Annotated in this window: 20 protein-coding genes; 2 read left to right on the top strand and 18 right to left on the bottom strand. The window is 32.4% G+C overall.

The features are described from left to right. Positions 1–214: 214 nt before the first annotated feature. The 7 genes from AC2D8I_RS03140 to AC2D8I_RS03110 all read right to left on the bottom strand — a co-directional run bounded on the left by AC2D8I_RS03140 (position 215) and on the right by AC2D8I_RS03110 (position 6,227). Positions 215–601, bottom strand: a complete 387-nt coding sequence (locus AC2D8I_RS03140) for an FAD-dependent oxidoreductase (RefSeq protein WP_484704533.1) — start codon at positions 599–601, stop codon at positions 215–217. 254 nt (positions 602–855) lie between these two features. Further along, positions 856–1,590 carry an SDR family oxidoreductase gene (locus AC2D8I_RS03135; protein WP_484704532.1) on the bottom strand — a complete coding sequence of 245 codons (735 nt, stop codon included), beginning with the start codon at positions 1,588–1,590 and terminating at the stop codon, positions 856–858. Beyond that, positions 1,587–1,973: a DoxX family protein gene (locus tag AC2D8I_RS03130; protein ID WP_484704531.1), complete on the bottom strand. Its 387-nt coding sequence runs from the start codon at positions 1,971–1,973 to the stop codon at positions 1,587–1,589. The genes AC2D8I_RS03135 and AC2D8I_RS03130 overlap by 4 nt, the downstream gene beginning before the upstream one ends. Further along, entirely contained in the window at positions 1,970–2,770 is an 801-nt protein-coding gene (locus tag AC2D8I_RS03125) for a haloacid dehalogenase type II (RefSeq protein ID WP_484704530.1), read from the bottom strand. Before AC2D8I_RS03125 ends, AC2D8I_RS03130 begins: the two co-directional genes overlap by 4 nt. 55 nt (positions 2,771–2,825) lie before the next feature. After that, a complete protein-coding gene (locus tag AC2D8I_RS03120) occupies positions 2,826–3,428 on the bottom strand; it encodes a TetR/AcrR family transcriptional regulator (RefSeq protein ID WP_484704529.1) in 603 nt (200 codons plus the stop codon). A gap of 346 nt (positions 3,429–3,774) precedes the next feature. Next, positions 3,775–4,824 carry a LamG domain-containing protein gene (locus AC2D8I_RS03115; RefSeq protein ID WP_484704528.1) on the bottom strand — a complete coding sequence of 350 codons (1,050 nt, stop codon included), beginning with the start codon at positions 4,822–4,824 and terminating at the stop codon, positions 3,775–3,777. A 449-nt stretch (positions 4,825–5,273) separates the two neighbouring features. Beyond that, complete coding sequence (locus AC2D8I_RS03110; protein ID WP_484704527.1) at positions 5,274–6,227, bottom strand: Lcl domain-containing protein; 954 nt, start codon at positions 6,225–6,227, stop codon at positions 5,274–5,276. Between the two features lie 270 nt (positions 6,228–6,497). Here AC2D8I_RS03110 and AC2D8I_RS03105 point away from each other — a divergent pair, with 270 nt between their 5' ends. Beyond that, the gene (locus AC2D8I_RS03105; protein WP_484704526.1) at positions 6,498–7,295 is read left to right on the top strand and encodes a class I SAM-dependent methyltransferase; all 798 of its coding nucleotides are present in this window, start codon (positions 6,498–6,500) and stop codon (positions 7,293–7,295) included. On the opposite strand, the gene msrA is transcribed toward AC2D8I_RS03105, so the two are convergent. From msrA to AC2D8I_RS03090, 3 genes are all read right to left on the bottom strand, one after another. After that, on the bottom strand, positions 7,292–7,948 hold the full coding sequence (gene msrA / locus AC2D8I_RS03100; RefSeq protein WP_484704525.1) for a peptide-methionine (S)-S-oxide reductase MsrA: 657 nt from the start codon (positions 7,946–7,948) through the stop codon (positions 7,292–7,294). The genes AC2D8I_RS03105 and msrA overlap by 4 nt on opposite strands. Positions 7,949–8,074: 126 nt before the next feature. Further along, the gene (locus AC2D8I_RS03095) at positions 8,075–8,854 is read right to left on the bottom strand and encodes a zinc ribbon domain-containing protein (protein WP_484704524.1); all 780 of its coding nucleotides are present in this window, start codon (positions 8,852–8,854) and stop codon (positions 8,075–8,077) included. Between the two features lie 3 nt (positions 8,855–8,857). After that, a complete protein-coding gene (locus AC2D8I_RS03090) occupies positions 8,858–9,952 on the bottom strand; it encodes a Nif3-like dinuclear metal center hexameric protein (protein ID WP_484704523.1) in 1,095 nt (364 codons plus the stop codon). 127 nt (positions 9,953–10,079) lie between these two features. On the opposite strand from AC2D8I_RS03090, the gene lpxK reads away from it, so the two are divergent. After that, positions 10,080–11,087 carry a tetraacyldisaccharide 4'-kinase gene (gene lpxK / locus AC2D8I_RS03085; protein ID WP_484704522.1) on the top strand — a complete coding sequence of 336 codons (1,008 nt, stop codon included), beginning with the start codon at positions 10,080–10,082 and terminating at the stop codon, positions 11,085–11,087. Between the two features lie 11 nt (positions 11,088–11,098). Here the strand turns inward: lpxK and AC2D8I_RS03080 are convergent, their stop codons facing one another. From AC2D8I_RS03080 to AC2D8I_RS03045, 8 genes are all read right to left on the bottom strand, one after another. Next, on the bottom strand, positions 11,099–13,312 hold the full coding sequence (locus AC2D8I_RS03080; protein ID WP_484704521.1) for an ATP-binding protein: 2,214 nt from the start codon (positions 13,310–13,312) through the stop codon (positions 11,099–11,101). Positions 13,313–13,347: 35 nt separating this feature from the next. Continuing rightward, a complete protein-coding gene (gene gap, locus AC2D8I_RS03075) occupies positions 13,348–14,358 on the bottom strand; it encodes a type I glyceraldehyde-3-phosphate dehydrogenase (protein WP_484704520.1) in 1,011 nt (336 codons plus the stop codon). Beyond that, on the bottom strand, positions 14,358–15,239 hold the full coding sequence (gene lipA, locus AC2D8I_RS03070) for a lipoyl synthase (protein ID WP_484704519.1): 882 nt from the start codon (positions 15,237–15,239) through the stop codon (positions 14,358–14,360). Before lipA ends, gap begins: the two co-directional genes overlap by 1 nt. 157 nt (positions 15,240–15,396) lie before the next feature. After that, positions 15,397–15,945: an RNA polymerase sigma factor gene (locus AC2D8I_RS03065; RefSeq protein ID WP_484704518.1), complete on the bottom strand. Its 549-nt coding sequence runs from the start codon at positions 15,943–15,945 to the stop codon at positions 15,397–15,399. Beyond that, the gene (locus tag AC2D8I_RS03060; RefSeq protein WP_484704517.1) at positions 15,936–17,051 is read right to left on the bottom strand and encodes a glycosyltransferase; all 1,116 of its coding nucleotides are present in this window, start codon (positions 17,049–17,051) and stop codon (positions 15,936–15,938) included. The genes AC2D8I_RS03065 and AC2D8I_RS03060 overlap by 10 nt, the downstream gene beginning before the upstream one ends. 6 nt (positions 17,052–17,057) lie before the next feature. Beyond that, positions 17,058–17,261 (bottom strand): membrane or secreted protein, encoded by a 204-nt coding sequence (locus AC2D8I_RS03055; RefSeq protein WP_484704516.1) that lies wholly within the window; start codon positions 17,259–17,261, stop codon positions 17,058–17,060. Positions 17,262–17,372: 111 nt separating this feature from the next. Further along, positions 17,373–18,173, bottom strand: coding sequence for an anti-sigma factor (locus AC2D8I_RS03050; RefSeq protein WP_484704515.1), 801 nt, complete (start codon positions 18,171–18,173; stop codon positions 17,373–17,375). Between the two features lie 5 nt (positions 18,174–18,178). Then, the gene (locus AC2D8I_RS03045; protein WP_484704514.1) at positions 18,179–18,715 is read right to left on the bottom strand and encodes an RNA polymerase sigma factor; all 537 of its coding nucleotides are present in this window, start codon (positions 18,713–18,715) and stop codon (positions 18,179–18,181) included. Positions 18,716–18,747 lie beyond the last annotated feature (32 nt).

Here is an 18,747-nt window from a genome sequence, read left to right as displayed (position 1 = left end):
ATAGGGTATGCGTATTTAAATCGCTGAACGTCATATCCTATTAAGTATCTGAAATACCTGAGAAATATAATTCCATTCCATTAATTGTTTTTTGAAAAATTTCTTTATTGGTTTGATTAATAAACGTTTTATCTCTTGACCTTGTACTTGGAATGTAGGCGCTTATAATACTTTTTTTGTGGTAATTTGATTCCGTTTGTACTCTTGTAACGTCTTAAATTGAAGTAAAATAATTATCTAAACACGAAATTGTCCAAGCTTCTTTGAGCCACCTTTTTTCTGTAAAAATATTTATGGTAATACACTGGCCATAATTAATTTTTGATAGGTCATTTATTACATTTTCAGAAACACATTCTTTTAAAATGTCTTTTGTTATGGGGGCAGGGGTAGTGCAAATAACATTCTTGGTTTTGAAGATTACTTCTTTGCCGTTAACTATGGTTTTTACTTTTAAAAGATTATTAGGTTCTTGAGTTACCGAAATGACTTCTGAGTTATATTTTATTTTTGAATTATTTTTTTCTAAAATTAGAACATTGTCTGTTTTTAAATAATGAGCAGCTGCTAAACCTGAAAGACCAGCTCCAATTATTACCACATCAAGTGGTTTTTTTTGTGTATTTATTATTGTTGTAATACATAGGCATACTGTGAAAATTGCTTTTTGATACATTTTAACTGTTTTCCTTTAAAGATTAAACTTTTTTAGAGATGTTACAGTTTTAATGTTTATTAAAGACGTGCTTTTTACTCAAGTTAAATGTTAACTTTAAGTCTTAATAAATTGTTTTTTTAAATTATGGAATTAAAAAAGTAGCCTTGATTTTATTTCTCTATTGATAATTATGGTCTTTAAACTAAAGCTCCATTTGCACCAATTATTTGTCCTGAAATCCATTTAGAATCATCACTTGCTAAAAATAAAACCACTTTCGCGATATCAATAGGCTCTGCTAATCTATTAAAGGCATTCATAGCACTTAGTTTATCAATGGTTTCTTGTGATTTTCCATTTAAGAATAATTCTGTTGCTGTAGCGCCTGGGGCAATTGCATTAACAGAAATTCCTCTTCCTATTTCTTTAGAAAAGACTTTTGTTATTTGTTCAACTGCTGCTTTTGTAGCCGAATATAAAGCGTATTTAGGGAACATTAATTTAGCAGTACTTGATGAGAAATTAATAATAATCCCATTATCCGCTAGTTTACTATCTGCTTCTTGAAGAGTATTGAAAATGCCTCGAACATTTACATTAAACAGATTAGAAAACTCTTCTTGTGTATTGTCCTTTAAAAGTTTATTGTACATAATGCCTGCATTATTTATCAAGACATCGATTTTACCATAAGTCTCTATAGTTTTATCAAATAGTTCGGTAACTTGTCTTTTTTTGCTAACATCAGCCTGAATTTCTAAGGCACTGCCACCATTTTTAATAATAGTTTCTACCGTTTTATTTGCTTCGTTTTGACTATTAGAATGATTGATAATTATTTTTGCACCATTTTTAGCTAAAAGAAGGGCTATTTCTCTCCCAATCCCTTTGGAAGATCCTGTAACGATAATTACTTTGTTTTCTAGATTCATAATGTTTTGTTTTTTAGATATAATATTTGATAAAGAGAAAAGAGTGTAAGTATAATAGCGATTAAAACTAGTATCATTTTGGGCTCTGGTCTTGCAAAAAATTCTAGACACAAAGCTGTAAACATTGTAATTAACAAGAACTGATAAACAAATTTGCCAACCTTTATTTTTTGAGAAAAGGCAAAATAAAGTAACATAAGCGTCATGGTAAGTTCTGCGATACCAGTAAAAATCCTGAAAAAATCAGCGTTTATATGTAAAGTGGTTTCAAATTGTTTAAACCCCGCAACACTTCTTGGTTTAGCTATGAGTTTCGGAATCGAGAAATAGACCATCGCTACAATAGCGATTATATTTATGGTCTGACTTGCTTTTTCTTTCATTTTAAATGGATTAATTTTTGGGTAACAAGTGCGAGGTTATTTTCATTAATTTCTGGTTTTGGCGCTAGTGGATATAATTGTGCTCCTGGTCTACTAATAAAAGCAGCTCTCCAACCCGCCCAGAGCGCACCAGCAATATCCCATCCGTGTGCTGCAATTAGTAGGCTTTCAGATGGTGCGATAGCCATTTTTCTTGCTGCCCAATCGTAGGCATCTGTATGTGGTTTAAATTTACCGATGTCTTCAATACTCAATCTTTCATCAAAATAGTCTAATAAGCCAGCGTTTTCAAATTGTTTTTTTACACCTTTATTTGATGAGTTGGTGAATGAAACTAGCTTGTAGCCGGAAACTTTTAACTGTTGTAAAGATGTTTTGACTTCAGGGTGTGCTGGCAAGGAACGTATTGGGCCTAAAATAGCGTCTTTAGCATCTTTTTCTGAAATATAAATACCATGGTTTGCTGCTACCATTTGTAGTGCTGCTGTTCCAATTATTCCAAAGTCATTATATTGTCTACCTACAGTAGAAACTAAGGAATATTGTAACATAGTGGTAAACCAAAGTGGTAAGAGTTCGCTTCTGCCACCAAGTAATTTCCCAACGCTTGTTTTCATAGCGGTTAAATCTAGTAAAGTCTCATTAACATCAAAAAATAATACTTTTGGTCTTAGCTCAAGAGTTTTAGCTTCCGCTTTGTCTATACTAGTTTTTGCTAATGCTAAATGCGGAAGTGTCGCGCCAGTAATGCTAAGTAATGCTGTTTTTTTTATAAAGTTTCTTCTGTTGTTTTTCATTGTTTAATGGTTATAATTAAAACATTCTGATAGGTATGTTTTGTGATAAAAAAAATTACGCTTTCACTTGATTTATGTATATTGATAAGCCTGAAATATATTGCTCAAGGATAATATCATTATCATATAATTTTCTAATGCCTCTAATACCTTCAAAAGCACTAATTAAATAAATAGCTACGGCTTCACTTGATATTTCTTTTTTTATATTGTTTTGCTGCTTTCCTTTTTCAATAAGCATAACAAGAGCTTCTTTCCATGTTTCAACAATATTTTTTAATGCCAATTGGTAACTACTTTCATAATTTCCTATTTCATTAATGAAGTTATTCATAGGGCAACCGTGTTGTTTGTCATAAAAGGGAAAAGATCTAATTCTATTTAAAAAAGTGCGTTCTAAAATTTCTATGGCATTACCAGGTGCTTTTAAAGGTAAAATCATTCCCTCATAAACACGCTTTAAAATTTTTAATTCAATAACTTCTAACCCGAGCTGCTGTTTGCTTTTGTAATGATGATAGAATGCACCTTTAGTCATTTTTGCAGCTTTCATTATCTCATTTATGCTTGTCGCTTTAAAACCGTTTTTGTAGAACAGGTTGAATGCTTCATGTCTAATGTGTTGTTTGGTGATTTCAGATTTTAATTCTTGTTGCATACTACAAATGTATATAAAAAAGCACAAGTGGTATGTTTGTTTAACTATTCATTAAGGAAAAAGGAGTTTCTTATTACATTTGTTTTCTAATGTTGTTTGCGTTAAAGTTATTCTCCGTAAAAGAGTTTAAAACGATATAGTTAGCACAACCTAAAGGTTAGGGTTTACATTAAATTAGTTTCTTGATTTGTAAATTGATTGCTATTTGTTTCTAAGTTAGGTTACTAGAGTGTTCTAGTAAGGTACAGAAACGCTTGCGAAGAGGGTATATAATAATAAACAGCACAGTTACGACTATATAATCGTAACTGTGCTGTTTATTATTATAGTTTTATATTACTATATTCTAGTTTTCAAAAAGCTCTGTGATTTCGTCACTACATAATGCTTTGTCATAAATTCTAACATCATCAATAATACCTTTAAAAGTACTCGATGGAAGGCTTAGTCTTGTTCCAATTAAAAAGGGTGAAGTATTATAGTTAAATTCTCCTTCAACAGTTTCAATAGCTACTAATTCATCATTAACATATAAATACATCGTTTGATCTTTGTAAACACCAGATATTAAGTACCATTCATTAATATTATAGCCTTCTTTTCTAGCTTGCGTCAATTGATCATCAGTAGTTAATGAAAATACGATATCGTTAGTTGCAGACATAGAAAGTCCAAATGGCCAAGCGTAGATTCCATTAACAGCAGCGCCTTTTCTTATTATCGATTGTGATTTTATTTCTTCAGTAAATACCCAAGCTGAAATTGTAAATTCACCTGTTAATCTAATTTGACTATTGTCTGGAACGACAATTACATCATCGATTCCGTCAAAATGGTAGGCAGAGTTAGACGTAGAAAATCTATCATTGGTAAGTGTTGGTCCATTAACCATTCCATGATTATTAAATCCACTATCATCCATAGCATTTGAATTCATAGGATACGACGCTAATAGCATAGGTGTTTGATCCGTTTCACAAGCTAAGACTAAATTAACAGTCACAGCTATGTCTTCAAAATTATTTTCATTCGAAACACGAACAGTTGCTGTTATGGTCGGGGTATTAATAAAAAAAGAATTGTTGAAATAAGCGAATTCTAATTCACCAGTATTTGGATTAATTTGCAATATCTCGTTAGGATTTTGTTGTAAAATTTCAAAGGTTACACCAGTCCCATTTGTTTCAGTTTCTACAGTGCCAATAATTTCACCTTCATTCGGGATGTGATCTAAATTAATTTCTAGATCTGATGCCGTTACTGTGATTTCAGTAATCATTTCGTTGAGATTAATGGTAATATTAGCTGTCTTGAAAATATCTCCATTTTCAACTTTAACTATTCCTGTAATGATAGGATTGGTTTCAAAATCAAAAACACTTTCAGTCAGTACCATTAATTCTCCAGTCTCAGAATTTATTGTAATAGCATCATTTGGTAACTGTTCTATAATGGAATACGTTAAACTTCCTTGATTTGTTGAGGCTTCTATAGTTCCTAAAGATAAGCCTGCGTTAGGATTTTCTTCAATAGTTGTAGAAAAATTAGCTACCGTAATGGTTGTTTCGATAGTTTCTTAATCATCATCTGTACAGGCAAAAAGGACGCCAATTATGATTAAAAGTAAGATTTTGAATTTTTTCATTTTATTGATTTTCATTTTAAAATTTAGTTTTAATTTAGATTGATATCAACTCTTTTTTTATTTGCCGAAAGGTAAATGATTAACCTAGAGGAAGCAAACTCATTATGGAAAAAGAAACGCTTAGAATTATTAGTAAGTTGTAAGCGTATCTTTATTCAGCGGAAGGATATTGACAAGTGTACTTTGTATCGTTTTAGTTCTTAGAAACGTCTTACGGCTCTAACTTGATTTTCAAAGGTTTTTATGCCAATATCGTATGTGGCTTGTAAGCCATTGTGATCGTTTCTAAAAGATTGAACCCAAGCAGCTTCACCGTTTGTTTCTCCGTCTGTAGAACTCCAGTACCAGCCATTACAACAATTAGTTTCACCATTTTCAAAGTTTCCAAAGCCGTTGAGATGTAGGTTGTTGTATAGTGTATTAAGTTCATCTTTACTAGGTAAGTGCCAATCGCTATAACCGTTTAAAATCAAATTGGCACATAAACGGCTCGCGATGTTTGTTTCATTACAAGTGTCCAATATCGTATTTGTATTTAATAGTCCGCTTCCAATGTTTGGGTTAGCTGCACCTGCAATATAGGATTGATAGCAGCCCCATTTAGCATTAGTACTTTGATCTGATGGCGCAGCAATTATTCCACTACAATCTGTAGTATTTAAATAAGCGATTAAGCCGCCTTGATAGGTGAGACCATAAAGTTCATCTAGTAAAGCATTATTTGTTTGATATATTTCGCAAGGTGTTTCTCCGCTATTAAGTCTTTCTTGTAAATTTTGTTCGGTTATATCATTTAAGTTAATGGTTATGCTAGCTGTATGCGCAATATCCCCATTTTCAGCTTTTACTATTCCCGTAATCGTTGGGTTGGTTTCAAAATTAAAAACATTTTCAGTTAACACAGTGAGCTCACCTGAAGCAGGATTTATAGTTAGTGCATCATTTGGTGATTGCTCGGTAATCGAAAAGGATAGGCTTCCTTGGTTTGTTGAGGCTTCAATAACACCTAATGGTAATCCTGGGGGAGGATTTTCGTTAATCGTTGTTGTGAAATTGGAAATAGAAACCGTTATTTCAAGCATTTCTTCGTCACTTTCAGTACATGAAAAAAGTAGTACTATTAGGATAAAAGGGGACATTTTAAAATAGTTCATTTTTTATTGCTTTTTTGATTAATTAAATTAGTCGGTTAGGAGTTGTTTTTTAGCGCAATGTATTGATAATATTGTGATTGTAGTAAACGGTGTTTTGTTGTTATTATGTGTTGTTAGTAAATTAATCTGTTTTATCTCGTGTACAGTGTTTCAAAAAGGTGTAAATATAGAAAAATTAAACTAAGTGTTGATTTACAGGTAATAATGGTTAAGATTGATAGTAATTGTGTAAATTTAATTTTAAAGTGAGAGCTAACAAAGCGCTAAGAAATGGATAATTCAGAATATTTTAATGTAAATAAAGCAACTTGGAATGCTAAGGTAGAAGTGCATTCTGAGAGTGAGATGTATGATATGGCCGCTTTTAAAGCTGGTAAATCGTCCTTAAATGCCTATGAAATTAAGGCTTTAGGTGATGTGAAAGGTAAATCGTTATTGCATTTGCAATGTCATTTTGGGCAAGATACTCTAAGTTGGAGTCGGTTAGGTGTAGCCTGTCTTGGTGTAGATATTAGTGATAAGGGGATCGCATTAGCCCGAGCATTAAATGATGAGCTAGACTTAAATGCTCAATTTGTATGTTGTAATGTCTTAGAGACTTCAAAGTATGTTACCGAAACTTTTGATATTGTTTTTACAAGCTATGGTGTTATAGGTTGGTTACCCGATTTAAAACCTTGGGGAAGAATGATTGCTGAGCGATTAAAAAAAGGCGGGACGTTTTATATTATTGAATTTCATCCTATTGTTTGGATGTTCGATTATCTGGAAGGTAAAGCGATAATGAAATATGGTTATATGCAAGACGCTGTTATCTATGAAGAGTATGAAGGAACTTATGCTAATATGAATGCTAATATAAAAACGAAAGAATATGGATGGAACCACGGTTTGAGTGCGGTTGTTAATGCTTTAGTAGCAGCAGGTTTAAAAGTAGAATATTTAAATGAGTACGATGCCTCTCCTTACAATGTATTCCCCGACTTAGTAAAAACCCAATCGGGGAATTATGTGACTGCAGATAAACTATATCCACTTCTTTTTGAGATCAAAGCAACAAAACTTTAATGTGTATTCTTCTTTAAAACTTCTGGCATTTTCGCTTGAAAACGTTTTAATCTAGGTACAGATACTCCTCGAATATAACTTTGATTAGGATGCAACTTTTCATAGTTTTGATGGTAATCTTCTCCAATCCAGAATTTTTGAAAAGGATACACTTCCGCAGCAATAGTTTTACCTAGTTTTTTTGCCAAAGCTTGCTTTTTTGTAGTTATAATTTGTTTTTGAGTCGCATTTTGATAAAAAATAATAGACCTGTATTGTGAGCCTCTATCTGGACCTTGCCCGTTAACTTGTGTTGGATTTTGCGAAGCAAAATAAACATCGACTAAGGTTTTAAAACTAACAACCTTTGGGTTGTAAATAACCTCAACAGCTTCCGCATGCCCTGTACGTCCAGTATTACTTGCTTCGTATGTGGGATTATTGGTATGGCCACCAGAATAGCCGCTAACAACTTCACTTACGCCATTTACACTTTCGTATATGGCTTCTACGCACCAAAAACAACCACTGGCGAAATATGCTTTTGCCATACCGTGTTCCATAGGGACTTCGATTGGAGTCGCATTTTTTATTTTATCTTGTTTAGAGTTTTGTGCCGTGTTTTGGCAACTAAGTAATAATAGAATACTTAGTATTGGGATTATTTTTTTCATGGTCTTTGTCATTTTCTAGTTTGTCGTAAAAAACACTGAAACTTAAATCCGGTTTAATATTTTTTAACTAAAAAGCCTCTACTAATTTAGTAGAGGCTTTAAGTTATTCTTTAATGAAAGTATTATTTATAGTTTTTTAAATAATTTTTCCATTTTCTCTTTTTGTTCTATAGCTAAAAGTTCATCGACCAAGATACGTCCACTATGCTCATCTGTAATAATCTTTTTGCGAGCGCCTATTTCCATTTGTACTTGTGGTGGAATCGTAAAGTATGATCCTCCAGAAGCGCCTCTTTCAATAGGTACAACTGCTAAGCCATTCTTTACATTTTTACGAATTCTATTATAAGCTTTTACCAAACGCTCTTCGATTTTCTTTTTATAATCTTCAGATTTTTTGATTAAAGCCTCTTCTTCTTTTTCCGTTTCAGCTAAAATAGCATCTAATTCACTTTTTTTGTGTTTAAGATGCGTCTCTCTGTCTTTAGTATGTTGTTTTGTTTTCTCAACAACTTCTTTCTTTTGCTCTATTTGAGCTTTAAACTCTCTAATGTGTTTTTCAGCGAGTTCTATTTCAAGTTCTTGGTACTCAATTTCTTTCGTTATAGAGTTGTACTCTCTGTTGTTTCTAACGTTCTTTTGTTGTTCTGTATACTTCTTTATAAGTGATTTAGATTCTTCAATGCTGTTTTTTTTGGCACTAATCTCACTATCTACAGATTCTAAACTAACAACAAGTTTGTCTAATCTAGCATTTAAGCCAGTAACTTCATCTTCTAAATCGCTAACCTCTAAAGGTAGTTCTCCACGAACATTTCTTATTTCATCAATTCTTGAATCGATTAATTGTAAATCGTATAAAGACCTTAAGCGTTCTTCTACAGTTACTTCTTTACTCTTTGCCATACTTTAAAAATACTTAACAGGATTGGTATTTGTGTTTGATAAAATGACTGCAAAATTAGTGATTTTTTTTGTAAGATGTGCTACTAAACCGTTTTTTGTGAACTGTTCGCTTTCATAATGTCCAATGTCGGCTAAAATTATTTGGTCCTCAGCAGTAAAAAAATCATGATATTTAAGATCTGCTGTAATAAATATATCGGCTTTTATTGCTTTTGCTTTCATAATCGCAAAGCTTCCAGAACCTCCCAATACAGCTACTTTTTGTATTGGTTTGTTTAATAATCTAGAATGGCGGATAGCTTTAGTGTTCATTTGTTGCTTTAGAGATTCTAAAAAGTCTATTTCAGACATTGGCGTTTTAAGCATGCCATACATTCCCATTCCTATAGTTTGATTTTTATTTTCTAAAGTTGTAACCTCATAAGCGACTTCTTCATACGAATGGTTTTCTAATAAGGTATTAATAATTTTAGACTCCAAATGTTTAGCAAAGGTTACAGAAATTTGAGTTTCATTTTCATAATGGATATTCCCTTTGTTACCTTTAGTTGGAGAAGCCTTTTTATTTGCTTTGTAAGTGCCTAACCCTTCTAAGTTAAAACTACAGTGATCGTAGTTGCCTATGTTTCCAACACCTATAGAGAATAAAGCTTCTCTTAGGGCCTTGGCTTCATTTTTAGGTACGAAAGTGGTTAGTTTTTTTATGGTTTGGGTTTGTGGAATGAGTATTTTTTTATTTTGTAAACCCAATTGGTTGCATATTATATCATTTACACCATTAATATGATTATCTAACGCGGTATGTATGGCATAGATTGCGATATCGTGTTTTATGGCTTTTAAAACAACACGCTCTACATAATTTTTTCCAGTTATTTTTTTTAAGCCTTTAAATATTATGGGATGAAAACTAACAATTAGGTTGCATTGTTTTGCAATAGCTTCATCAACTACTGTTTCTAGTGTGTCCAAAGTAACTAAGATTCCAGTTAATTTAGTGTTTTTGTCTCCTACTAAGAGGCCAACGTTGTCGAAATCTTCAGCATATGCTAAAGGAGCATAACTTTCTAAGTGATTAATAACGTCTTGAAGAATCATATTATTTTCTAAATTGAATTAGAAACAAATATAAAATATTTACTTTCGTTATGATGAATCTTCTTACTATAAAGTTTTTTACTATAAAGAGAGCATCATATTTAATAGACATACTTATTGTTAATAAATGAAATTATTACGGTACATCGCTTTTCCTCTAGGCCCCTTTTATTATATGGTAACAACGTTACGTAACTTACTTTACGACCATAATCTAAAAAGGTCTAAGTCATATAACCTGCCAGTAATTTGCGTCGGTAATTTAAGTACAGGAGGTACAGGTAAAACTCCAATGGTTGAGTATTTGATTCGGTTATTAAAGGCAGATAAGAAACTCGCTACTTTAAGTCGAGGTTACGGACGAAAAACAGCCGGTTTTGTGCTAGGTACAAAAGGCGCTACTGCAGAAAGCTTGGGAGACGAGCCGTTTCAATTTTATAATCGTTTTTTTAGGGATATATATGTTGCTGTGGATGGAAACAGACAAAATGGAATAGCTAAGCTCTTAGCTTTAAAACCCGTTCCAGAGGTTATTTTGCTAGACGATGCCTTTCAGCACAGAAAAGTAAAAGCGGGGTTTAATATTTTATTAACGACTTATTCTAAGTTGTATGTTAACGATTGGGTGTTGCCAACGGGAAATTTGAGAGAGCCTAAAAGTGGCGCTAAACGCGCTCAAGTAATAATGGTTACTAAATGCCCTAGTAGTATAAGTGAAGCAGATAAGAACAGTATAATAACTAAAATGGCACCAGAGCAATATCAAAATGTTTTTTTTAGTTCTATTGTTTATAGTAAAACTGTAATTAGTATGCACGCTACTCTAGCGTTGCATAGTTTGCCTAAATTTACTTTGGTAACTGGGATCGCTAATGCAGGAAGCTTAGTTCGTTTTTTACAAGAAAAGGGATTGTCTTTTACTCATCTAGAATACGCCGATCATCATCATTTTTCAAATGCCGATATCGAAACGATTGCTAAAAGGGATTTAATTATTACAACCGAAAAGGATTATATGAGGCTAAAGGGCATACCAACATTAGAAAGGAAGTTGTATTATCTTCCTATTGAAATAGAAATTGATGATTCAAAGCGATTTGATAGTTTAATTAAGACTTTTGTTTCTACTAACTAATTATTGTAATGTTAGGCATTAGGTATTAACGCATCAAATAGTTTGCGCTCAAAATCTTCTTGTTTAAAGGGTTTGGAGATAATGTTGTTAAAACCAGCTTCTTCAAATTCTTGCATTTTGTCTTCTATAGTAACGGCCGTTAATGCAAAAATAGTTAGTTTTTTATCAAAAGTTCGTATAATTTTAGTAGCTTCCATACCGCTTATTCCTGGCATGTGTATGTCCATTAAAACAACATCATAATTAGTTGTTTTTACTCGGTCTACAGCTTCTTCTCCGTTGTCTATAACATCACAATTAAGTTTCATTTTGTTTAAGATCTTCTTTGTGATCATTTGGTTGATTTTATTATCTTCAACCACTAATATTTTAATTTTACTTAGTTCTAATTCGTTGACTTCGTTGAAATAATTTATTTTCTTTTCTTTAATAATCTCACTGGTATATTGCATTGGGATTTCAAAAAAGAAAATAGATCCTTTGCCTAATTCACTTTCAAGGTATATTTTTCCGTTTAAAATTTCGATCAATCCTTTTACAATAGATAAACCTAAACCTGTACCGCCATATTTACGATTTATCTGTATGGAACCTTGTGAGAAACTTTCAAAAAGGTGTTCTTGTTTCTCCATACCAATACCGATACCATTGTCCTCAACTTCAAAGCGAATATTGTAAAGGCCTTCTTTTTCATTAATTTTTGAAGCTCTAATCCAGATATCACCATCTTTGGTAAATTTGATGGAGTTCCCAATAAGATTGATTAATATTTGAGATATTTTTAATTGGTCGGCATTATAGTTTAAAGGGAGTGCTTTATCGTATTCTAGATGTAATTTAATGTTGTTATCCAATGCAGAGTTGTTTAGTGCAGAAATAACGTTAGATATTTTCTTTTTGAGATTAAAAGTTTCGGGTTCAATATCGACTTTGTTGGCTTCAATTTTATTAATCTGAAGAATATCATTAATAAAAGTTAGTAGATAATCCCCTGAGAATTTAAGTGATTTTAAATGCTGTACTTGATCGGGTTTCGGATTTTCGTCTAATAACATATTAGTTAATCCCGTAACAGCGTAAAGCGGAGTTCTAAGCTCGTGAGTTACAGTGGATAAGAAATTTGCTTTTGTTCTAGAAGCTAATTCAGCCTTTTCTTTAGCTACTATTAATTCGGCATTCTTCTTGTGTAATACGTTATTAGATTTTAATCTTATATTATTGTTTTTATACAACGATAAGGTTAGTAATGATAGAATTGTAATTAATGCGATACTAAGTATGGTTGTTAATTGATTAAAAGTATTAGACTTTGAAGGATTTTCATTGGGGATTTCTTCTTTTTTTGAAACTTCTATTTGCTTGGTTTTTGCAAGCCCATTTTTTCTTTTTGCTTCTAAATCTGTTTTCGTTGCAGCGTGAATGGAATCAGACAACCTGATATAGTATTTTAAATAGTTATTAGATAATTTAAGATTACCTTCACTTAGATATAAATCACTAAGTATGATAGTACCATGGCTTATAATGCTTGTGTAATTTCTTGCTTTAGCAATATTAAAACCGTTATTAGCATTTTTTAATGCTTCTTTTAGGGAACCTAGTAGATATTGTGTTTTCCCCAGTTGTAATAACCCAGAACTTAGAATAGAATCTGCTTTGTTTTGTTCTGCTAATTTTATAGAAGCATTAAAGGCTATTTTTGCTTTTTCTAATTCTTTAATTTTAAGAAGTAGTTTGCCTTCATGTAATAATACTTTGGCTTCTAGAAGCTCAAGTTTTTTTAGCTTGCAAATTGTTTTAGCATCCTTAAAAAAGGCTAAAGCTTTATCAAAATTACCTTGAGCAGCATATACCAAACCTATATTATAATAGGTCTTTCCTAAGGGGATAAAGTCTTTATGTATGTGTTGAATTTTTATTGCATTAGAAAAGCTTTTTATAGCCTCATCTAAATAGCCCAATGTATGTTGAAGTGTTCCTATTTTAAAATAAATAGCTCCTGCTTTTTTTGTAGTACCCAGATTATCAATTTGTTTTATAATAGATTCTAGGTCTAATAAAGCTTGATCATAATCGCTGTTATTTGTGTGCTCTTTAGATGAGTGAATTGCAAGATCAATTTCCTCTTGTGTTAGTTTGGTGGTCTCCTCTGTTAAATTTTGAGCATTTATGCCTAAGTTTAATAGAAGTAAAAAAGCATAAATAAAATTGTTTGGGAAGAGCATTTATTATGTTGTTTTACTAACAAATATAATTTTTTTTAGGTTAAAGAACTGTTTTTTTTAGACAAATTGACTATGAGGTCAATCACCCGATTAGAATAGCCTGTTTCATTATCATACCACCCAATAATCTTAACCATGTTACCAATTACAGAGGTCATTTGAGCATCGAAAATACACGAGTGTGAGTTGCCTACAATATCTATGGAAACGATGGGGTCTTCAGTGTATTCTAAAATGCCTTTATATTGTGTTTGTGATGCTTTTTTAAAAGCCGTATTAATGGCTTCTATTGAAGCGGCCTTTTTTACATTAAAAGTGATGTCTGTAAGAGATCCATTGGCTACAGGGACTCTAATACCACAACCACCAATAACATTTGCTAAATCTGGGAATATTTTTGTTAAAGCTTTTGCAGCTCCTGTTGTTGTTGGAACTATAGATTGCCCAGCTGCTCTAGCACGACGTAAATCTCTGTGAGGTTGGTCGTGTAAACTTTGATCGGTGGTGTAGGAATGTATTGTCGTTATGTAGGCTTGATTTATACCACAGAGCTCATTAATAATGGCAATCATTGGCGCGGCGTTATTTGTTGTGCAGGACGCATTAGATATAATGCTTTCATTTCCGTCCAGAATATGCTCATTGGTTCCTAAAACAATGGTTTTAATGTCGTCGTTTTCTGGAGGGACACTTAAAATAACTTGCTTAGCACCATTGTTAATATGATATTCGAGGCTTTCTTTGGTTTTAAATTTACCTGTAGCTTCAATAACTATATCTACGTTATAAGGTGTCCAATTTATGTTCTTAGGTTGTGTTTCATTTAAAAGCACAACGGGAGAGTTGTCTACAATAATATGATTCTCATTGTGAGTGATATCAGCCTTGAAAATACCATGTATACTATCATATTTTAATAAGTGACTTAGTGTTTTAGCATCTGCTAAATCATTAATAGCAACAACTTTAATATTAGGGTATGCATTAAGCAAACGAAAAACACGTCGGCCAATACGACCAAAACCATTTATAGCAACAGTAGTCATTAGTTTATGTGTTTTTGGGCTTTATATGATGAGCGTACCAGTGCGCTACTTTCTACGTGTCTAAATCCTAATTTTAATCCGATCTCTTCGTATTCAGCAAATTGATCAGGGAGTATAAATTGTTTTACAGGGAGGTGCCTTTTGCTAGGTTGTAAATATTGCCCAATGGTAACGACATCTACCTCATTACTACGTAAATCGTGGAGAGTTTCAATGACTTCTTCGCGAGTCTCACCTAAGCCTAGCATAATACCAGATTTTGTGCGGCGTTGCCCTTGTTGTTTCAAATATTTAAGAACACTCAAACTTTTGTCGTATTTTGCTTGTATACGAACTTCACGAGTTAAACGCCTTACTGTTTCGATGTTATGAGATACAACTTCTGGGGCGACTTGTATAATACGATCTAAGTGTTTTTCTATGCCTTGAAAATCAGGAATAAGTGTTTCTAATGTGGTTTCAGGATTCATTCTACGTACAGCTTTTACCGTTTCTGCCCACATAATACTTCCCATGTCTTTTAAGTCATCACGATCTACACTTGTTAAAACGGCATGTTTTATATTCATGATTTTTATAGAACGGGCTACTTTTTCCGGCTCATCCCAATCTACCGTTTCAGGTCTTCCCGTTTTTACACCACAAAAACCACAAGAGCGTGTGCAAATATTACCTAAAATCATAAAAGTTGCTGTGCCTTCTCCCCAACACTCTCCCATATTTGGGCAGCTACCTGAAGTACAGATGGTGTTTAATTTGTATTTGTCTACCAATCCTCGGAGTTCTGTGTACTTCTTACCTGTAGGAAGTTTTACACGCAACCATTTGGGTTTGCCTTGTCTCTCTTTTGGTAAGATAGCGGAACGGGTTTCACTCTTCATAAATACATTATTTCTTAAGGGACAAAGATACAAAGTATTCTATTAATTATTTCATAAAGTAACAATATACAAAAGGTTGAATTTTTATAAAGAAAATACTCGTTTTAGAGAATATTAAATTTAAGCGGAAGCTTTTAAAAAAGCTTTTAGACTATACTTAATCTTTAATAATAATGTCTGCTAGTAGTTTTTTAGCGCGAAGTAATTTTACTTTTATGTTGTTTATAGGTTCTCCTAATTCATTACTAATTTCCTTGTAACTGAGTTCTTGAAAATAACGCAGGTTTATAACTTTTTGATAATGTGGTTTCAATTGTTTGATGTCTCTAAGTAATTTGGTTAAATTCTGTTCGGTTATTAATTTATCTTCTGGAGAAGGCGATTCATCGGCAACTTTATAAACAGTATCGTCTTGATGATCGGTAATTTTATAGTTTATAGAACTTTTTGCCTTTCGTAGTAAATCGATATGAATGTTTTTAGAAATAGTAATTAACCATGTCTGAAACTTATAATCTTCATTGTATGTTTTTATTTTATCAAAAGCCTTAGAGAATGTCTGAATCGTAATATCTTCAGCATCATTTTCGTTTTCTATGCGTTTTAATTGAAAACCATAAACACTATCCCAGAATTCATCTAACAGGAAGTTAAAAGCCTTTTGATTATTTTGTTTTGCTTTTTGTATCGCTTCTTTTATTTCCAATGTTTAGGTTTTGAAATAAGGTTAGATATAAATATAAACAATTGAAAAACAATTAAAAATAATTCTAAAAAGGGCAGTAAAAATAAAATATCGAGTTCATTTAATTTTTTTGCCGAAAACCCAACAATTAAAAACTGTAAAATAACCCTTACTATAATTAATGAAAGTGTAATTTTCCAGGAGAAGAGGGTTAATAAGAGTGTTGTGGAAAGCAACCAGAATAAAAAGAGCGAGCCATAAAAGGTAGAGAGCAGTCCTTTATGGATAAATTTATATTTATTAGCAGTAGAAACGTGTCTCCTTTTTTGTGTAAACCAATCTTTAAAGCTTGTTTTTGGATTGGAGGTTGTAAACCCTTCTTTAGAAAAGCAAATGCTTGTATTGGTCGCGTTTGCAGCTTCGTTTATGAATAAATCATCATCACCAGAGCGAATGTCTATATGTTTTATAAACCCATTAGTTTTAAAAAATTCAGATCTATTATATGCTAAATTACGTCCCACTCCCATATATGGAGAACCTATTCTAGCAAAAGAAAAATATTGAATCGCCGTTAAAAGTGTTTCATAACGGATTAATTTATTAAGTAAAGAGAATTTAATTTTATTATAAGCTCCATAACCAAGAACAATAGTTGAAGTTTCAGAAAAATGAGCACTCATCGTTTTGACCCATTGATTGGAAACGGGTTTGCAATCTGCATCTGTAAAAAGCAGATTGTCATTTTTAGCGGCTTTAATACCTAAGGTTAATGCGTATTTTTTATTCCCCCAAAAGGCTTCTACGTTTTTAACATCCACGATTTTAATGTTATCATGCTTTTTAGCAAAAGACTCCATTACTTCTAAAGTCTCATCATATGAAGAGTCGTTAATTAAAACCACTTCAAAGTCAGGATAGTCTTGATTTAATATGGAAGGTAGAAAATGTTTTAAATTTTCGGCTTCGTTTTTTGCGCATACAATAACAGAAACTGCTGTTGTGTCTTTTAAGGTTTTGTTTTGGGGTTTTCCAAAGGCAAAAGGGCTAAATATAATACCATAGAATATAATTTGTATGCAAAATACAACTAGAAAGCTGTAAAATACGATATCAAGTATAATCATATGTTTTTAAGAATGTTGAGATTCGTTACAATCAACAAACTGATCTGGCGTTTTTCCACAAAAACCACACGCTTCTCCATCCTTATTTAACATCGGGTTTTGACTCGCACAAGTTCCAGCGAATTTACCGTCTTTCTTTGCCCATATTTTAATAGCAATTCCTGCAACTGCCAATCCTAATAATACTAATGTGAGTAGTAGAAGTTTCACTTGTTTTTATGTTTTAATTAGAGAACAGCAAAGATAAAGGTTTTAAGTCAGTATCTAAATAAAGTTAAAGAATATCGTTCGTGTTCTTTTTATAAAAAAGCAACTGCTTAGTTAGTCATTACTATTAACCTTTAATTCTATTTCGGCTACAGGAGTATCTCCAGAGGCATTTAAACTGCCGCCTTTAGGTTCTATAGTTATGGTTAAGCCAAGGGCATCTTCTGTATAAGGTAATTTTTGTAGGCGTCTATCGGCATCACTTAATATACCAAGATTAACCATTTTATCTTGCATTTCAGCCCAAATTTGGTAGCACTGCTCCTTCGGTAATGTTGGGAGACTAACCACATCTATCATGGATGTTTTTTCTTTTGGGTTTATGTAAGCTACCGTTTTTAAGTTTTTTGCTCTCTTATTTCCAGTAATGATGTATTTTTCTGTTTCTGGATTGTTTAATTGCGCAAATTGTTCCATTAAGGATTCTAACCTGCTATTGTTTTGATTGATGTCATTCCTTAAGTCAAAAAGCTCATCCACAACAACTTGGTTTTCATTTGCGAGTTTTTGATTTTGAATGAAAAAGTAAAATGAAAACCCTGCAAATAATAATGCTGTTACACTTGCAGCTACACCAAAATTAAACCAAGATTTTTTAGAACTAGGTTTAAGTCTAAAAATGGGCTTATCGTCTAGTTCGTTTAAAATAGAATCTAACAAAATAGCAGGTGCTTTAACAGCATTTACTTGAGACGTTAATTCTAATTGCGCTTGAAGCGCATCGTATGCCAGTTTTACATCTGGGTATTTATTAATGTATTCTTCAACCTTAAGAGTTTCTTTAGGCGATGTCTGGCCGATTAGATACCTGTCTAATAACCCAGAATTAAAAAAAGTATTTATATCAACATCCATAACACTTATTTTTGGGGATTGTAAATTTTTTTCAATTCACGTAATCCTATTTTTAATCTCGATTTTATTGTTCCTAATGGAATTTCTAATTCATCACTTGCTTCTTGTTGCGTCATTCCCTCGAAAAAAAGCGCATTTATAACTATTTGGTATTTTAAATCTAAGCTGCCTAGGTGTTTTTTTATGTCTAGAGTGTCTTGATTTAAACTCTTGGTAGTCAGTTTATATACGTTAGAAGATTCTATTTGGATTTCCTTACTCGTTTTATTATTTAAAGATCGAACTTTATCTATGGAAGTATTATAGACAATACGGTACAACCAAGTAAAGAGTTTTGCTTTTTCGGGATTGTATGTTTTTCCTTTTTTCCAGACTTTTACGAAACTTTCTTGAAGCACATCCTGAGCCAAATCATCGTCTGTAATTACTTTTTTTATGACTCCTAAAAGAGCCCCAGAATAGTTTTCATATAATAGTGAAATGGCTGCTTTATCGCCATTTTTCATAAACTCTACAATGTCTTTTTCTATAGTCGTATTCAATTTAAGGAGGGCTTAGGCGTTAGTTTAATGTT

Source organism: Lacinutrix sp. YIN62 (assembly GCF_057219185.1).
Note: the sequence above shows the minus strand (reverse complement) of the source record. Positions and strands in the feature narration are given on the sequence as shown.

Excerpts from the sequence above, each read along its gene's own strand:
- AC2D8I_RS03135 (WP_484704532.1), bottom strand. The coding sequence starts at position 1,590 with ATGAATCTAGAAAACAAAGTAATTATCGTTACAGGATCTTCCAAAGGG.
- AC2D8I_RS03130 (WP_484704531.1), bottom strand. The coding sequence starts at position 1,973 with ATGAAAGAAAAAGCAAGTCAGACCATAAATATAATCGCTATTGTAGCG.
- AC2D8I_RS03125 (WP_484704530.1), bottom strand. The coding sequence starts at position 2,770 with ATGAAAAACAACAGAAGAAACTTTATAAAAAAAACAGCATTACTTAGC.
- AC2D8I_RS03120 (WP_484704529.1), bottom strand. The coding sequence starts at position 3,428 with ATGCAACAAGAATTAAAATCTGAAATCACCAAACAACACATTAGACAT.
- AC2D8I_RS03115 (WP_484704528.1), bottom strand. The coding sequence starts at position 4,824 with ATGGTACTGACTGAAAGTGTTTTTGATTTTGAAACCAATCCTATCATT.
- AC2D8I_RS03110 (WP_484704527.1), bottom strand. The coding sequence starts at position 6,227 with ATGAACTATTTTAAAATGTCCCCTTTTATCCTAATAGTACTACTTTTT.
- AC2D8I_RS03105 (WP_484704526.1), top strand. The coding sequence starts at position 6,498 with ATGGATAATTCAGAATATTTTAATGTAAATAAAGCAACTTGGAATGCT.
- msrA (WP_484704525.1), bottom strand. The coding sequence starts at position 7,948 with ATGAAAAAAATAATCCCAATACTAAGTATTCTATTATTACTTAGTTGC.
- AC2D8I_RS03095 (WP_484704524.1), bottom strand. The coding sequence starts at position 8,854 with ATGGCAAAGAGTAAAGAAGTAACTGTAGAAGAACGCTTAAGGTCTTTA.
- AC2D8I_RS03090 (WP_484704523.1), bottom strand. The coding sequence starts at position 9,952 with ATGATTCTTCAAGACGTTATTAATCACTTAGAAAGTTATGCTCCTTTA.
- lpxK (WP_484704522.1), top strand. The coding sequence starts at position 10,080 with ATGAAATTATTACGGTACATCGCTTTTCCTCTAGGCCCCTTTTATTAT.
- AC2D8I_RS03080 (WP_484704521.1), bottom strand. The coding sequence starts at position 13,312 with ATGCTCTTCCCAAACAATTTTATTTATGCTTTTTTACTTCTATTAAAC.
- gap (WP_484704520.1), bottom strand. The coding sequence starts at position 14,358 with ATGACTACTGTTGCTATAAATGGTTTTGGTCGTATTGGCCGACGTGTT.
- lipA (WP_484704519.1), bottom strand. The coding sequence starts at position 15,239 with ATGAAGAGTGAAACCCGTTCCGCTATCTTACCAAAAGAGAGACAAGGC.
- AC2D8I_RS03060 (WP_484704517.1), bottom strand. The coding sequence starts at position 17,051 with ATGATTATACTTGATATCGTATTTTACAGCTTTCTAGTTGTATTTTGC.
- AC2D8I_RS03050 (WP_484704515.1), bottom strand. The coding sequence starts at position 18,173 with ATGGATGTTGATATAAATACTTTTTTTAATTCTGGGTTATTAGACAGG.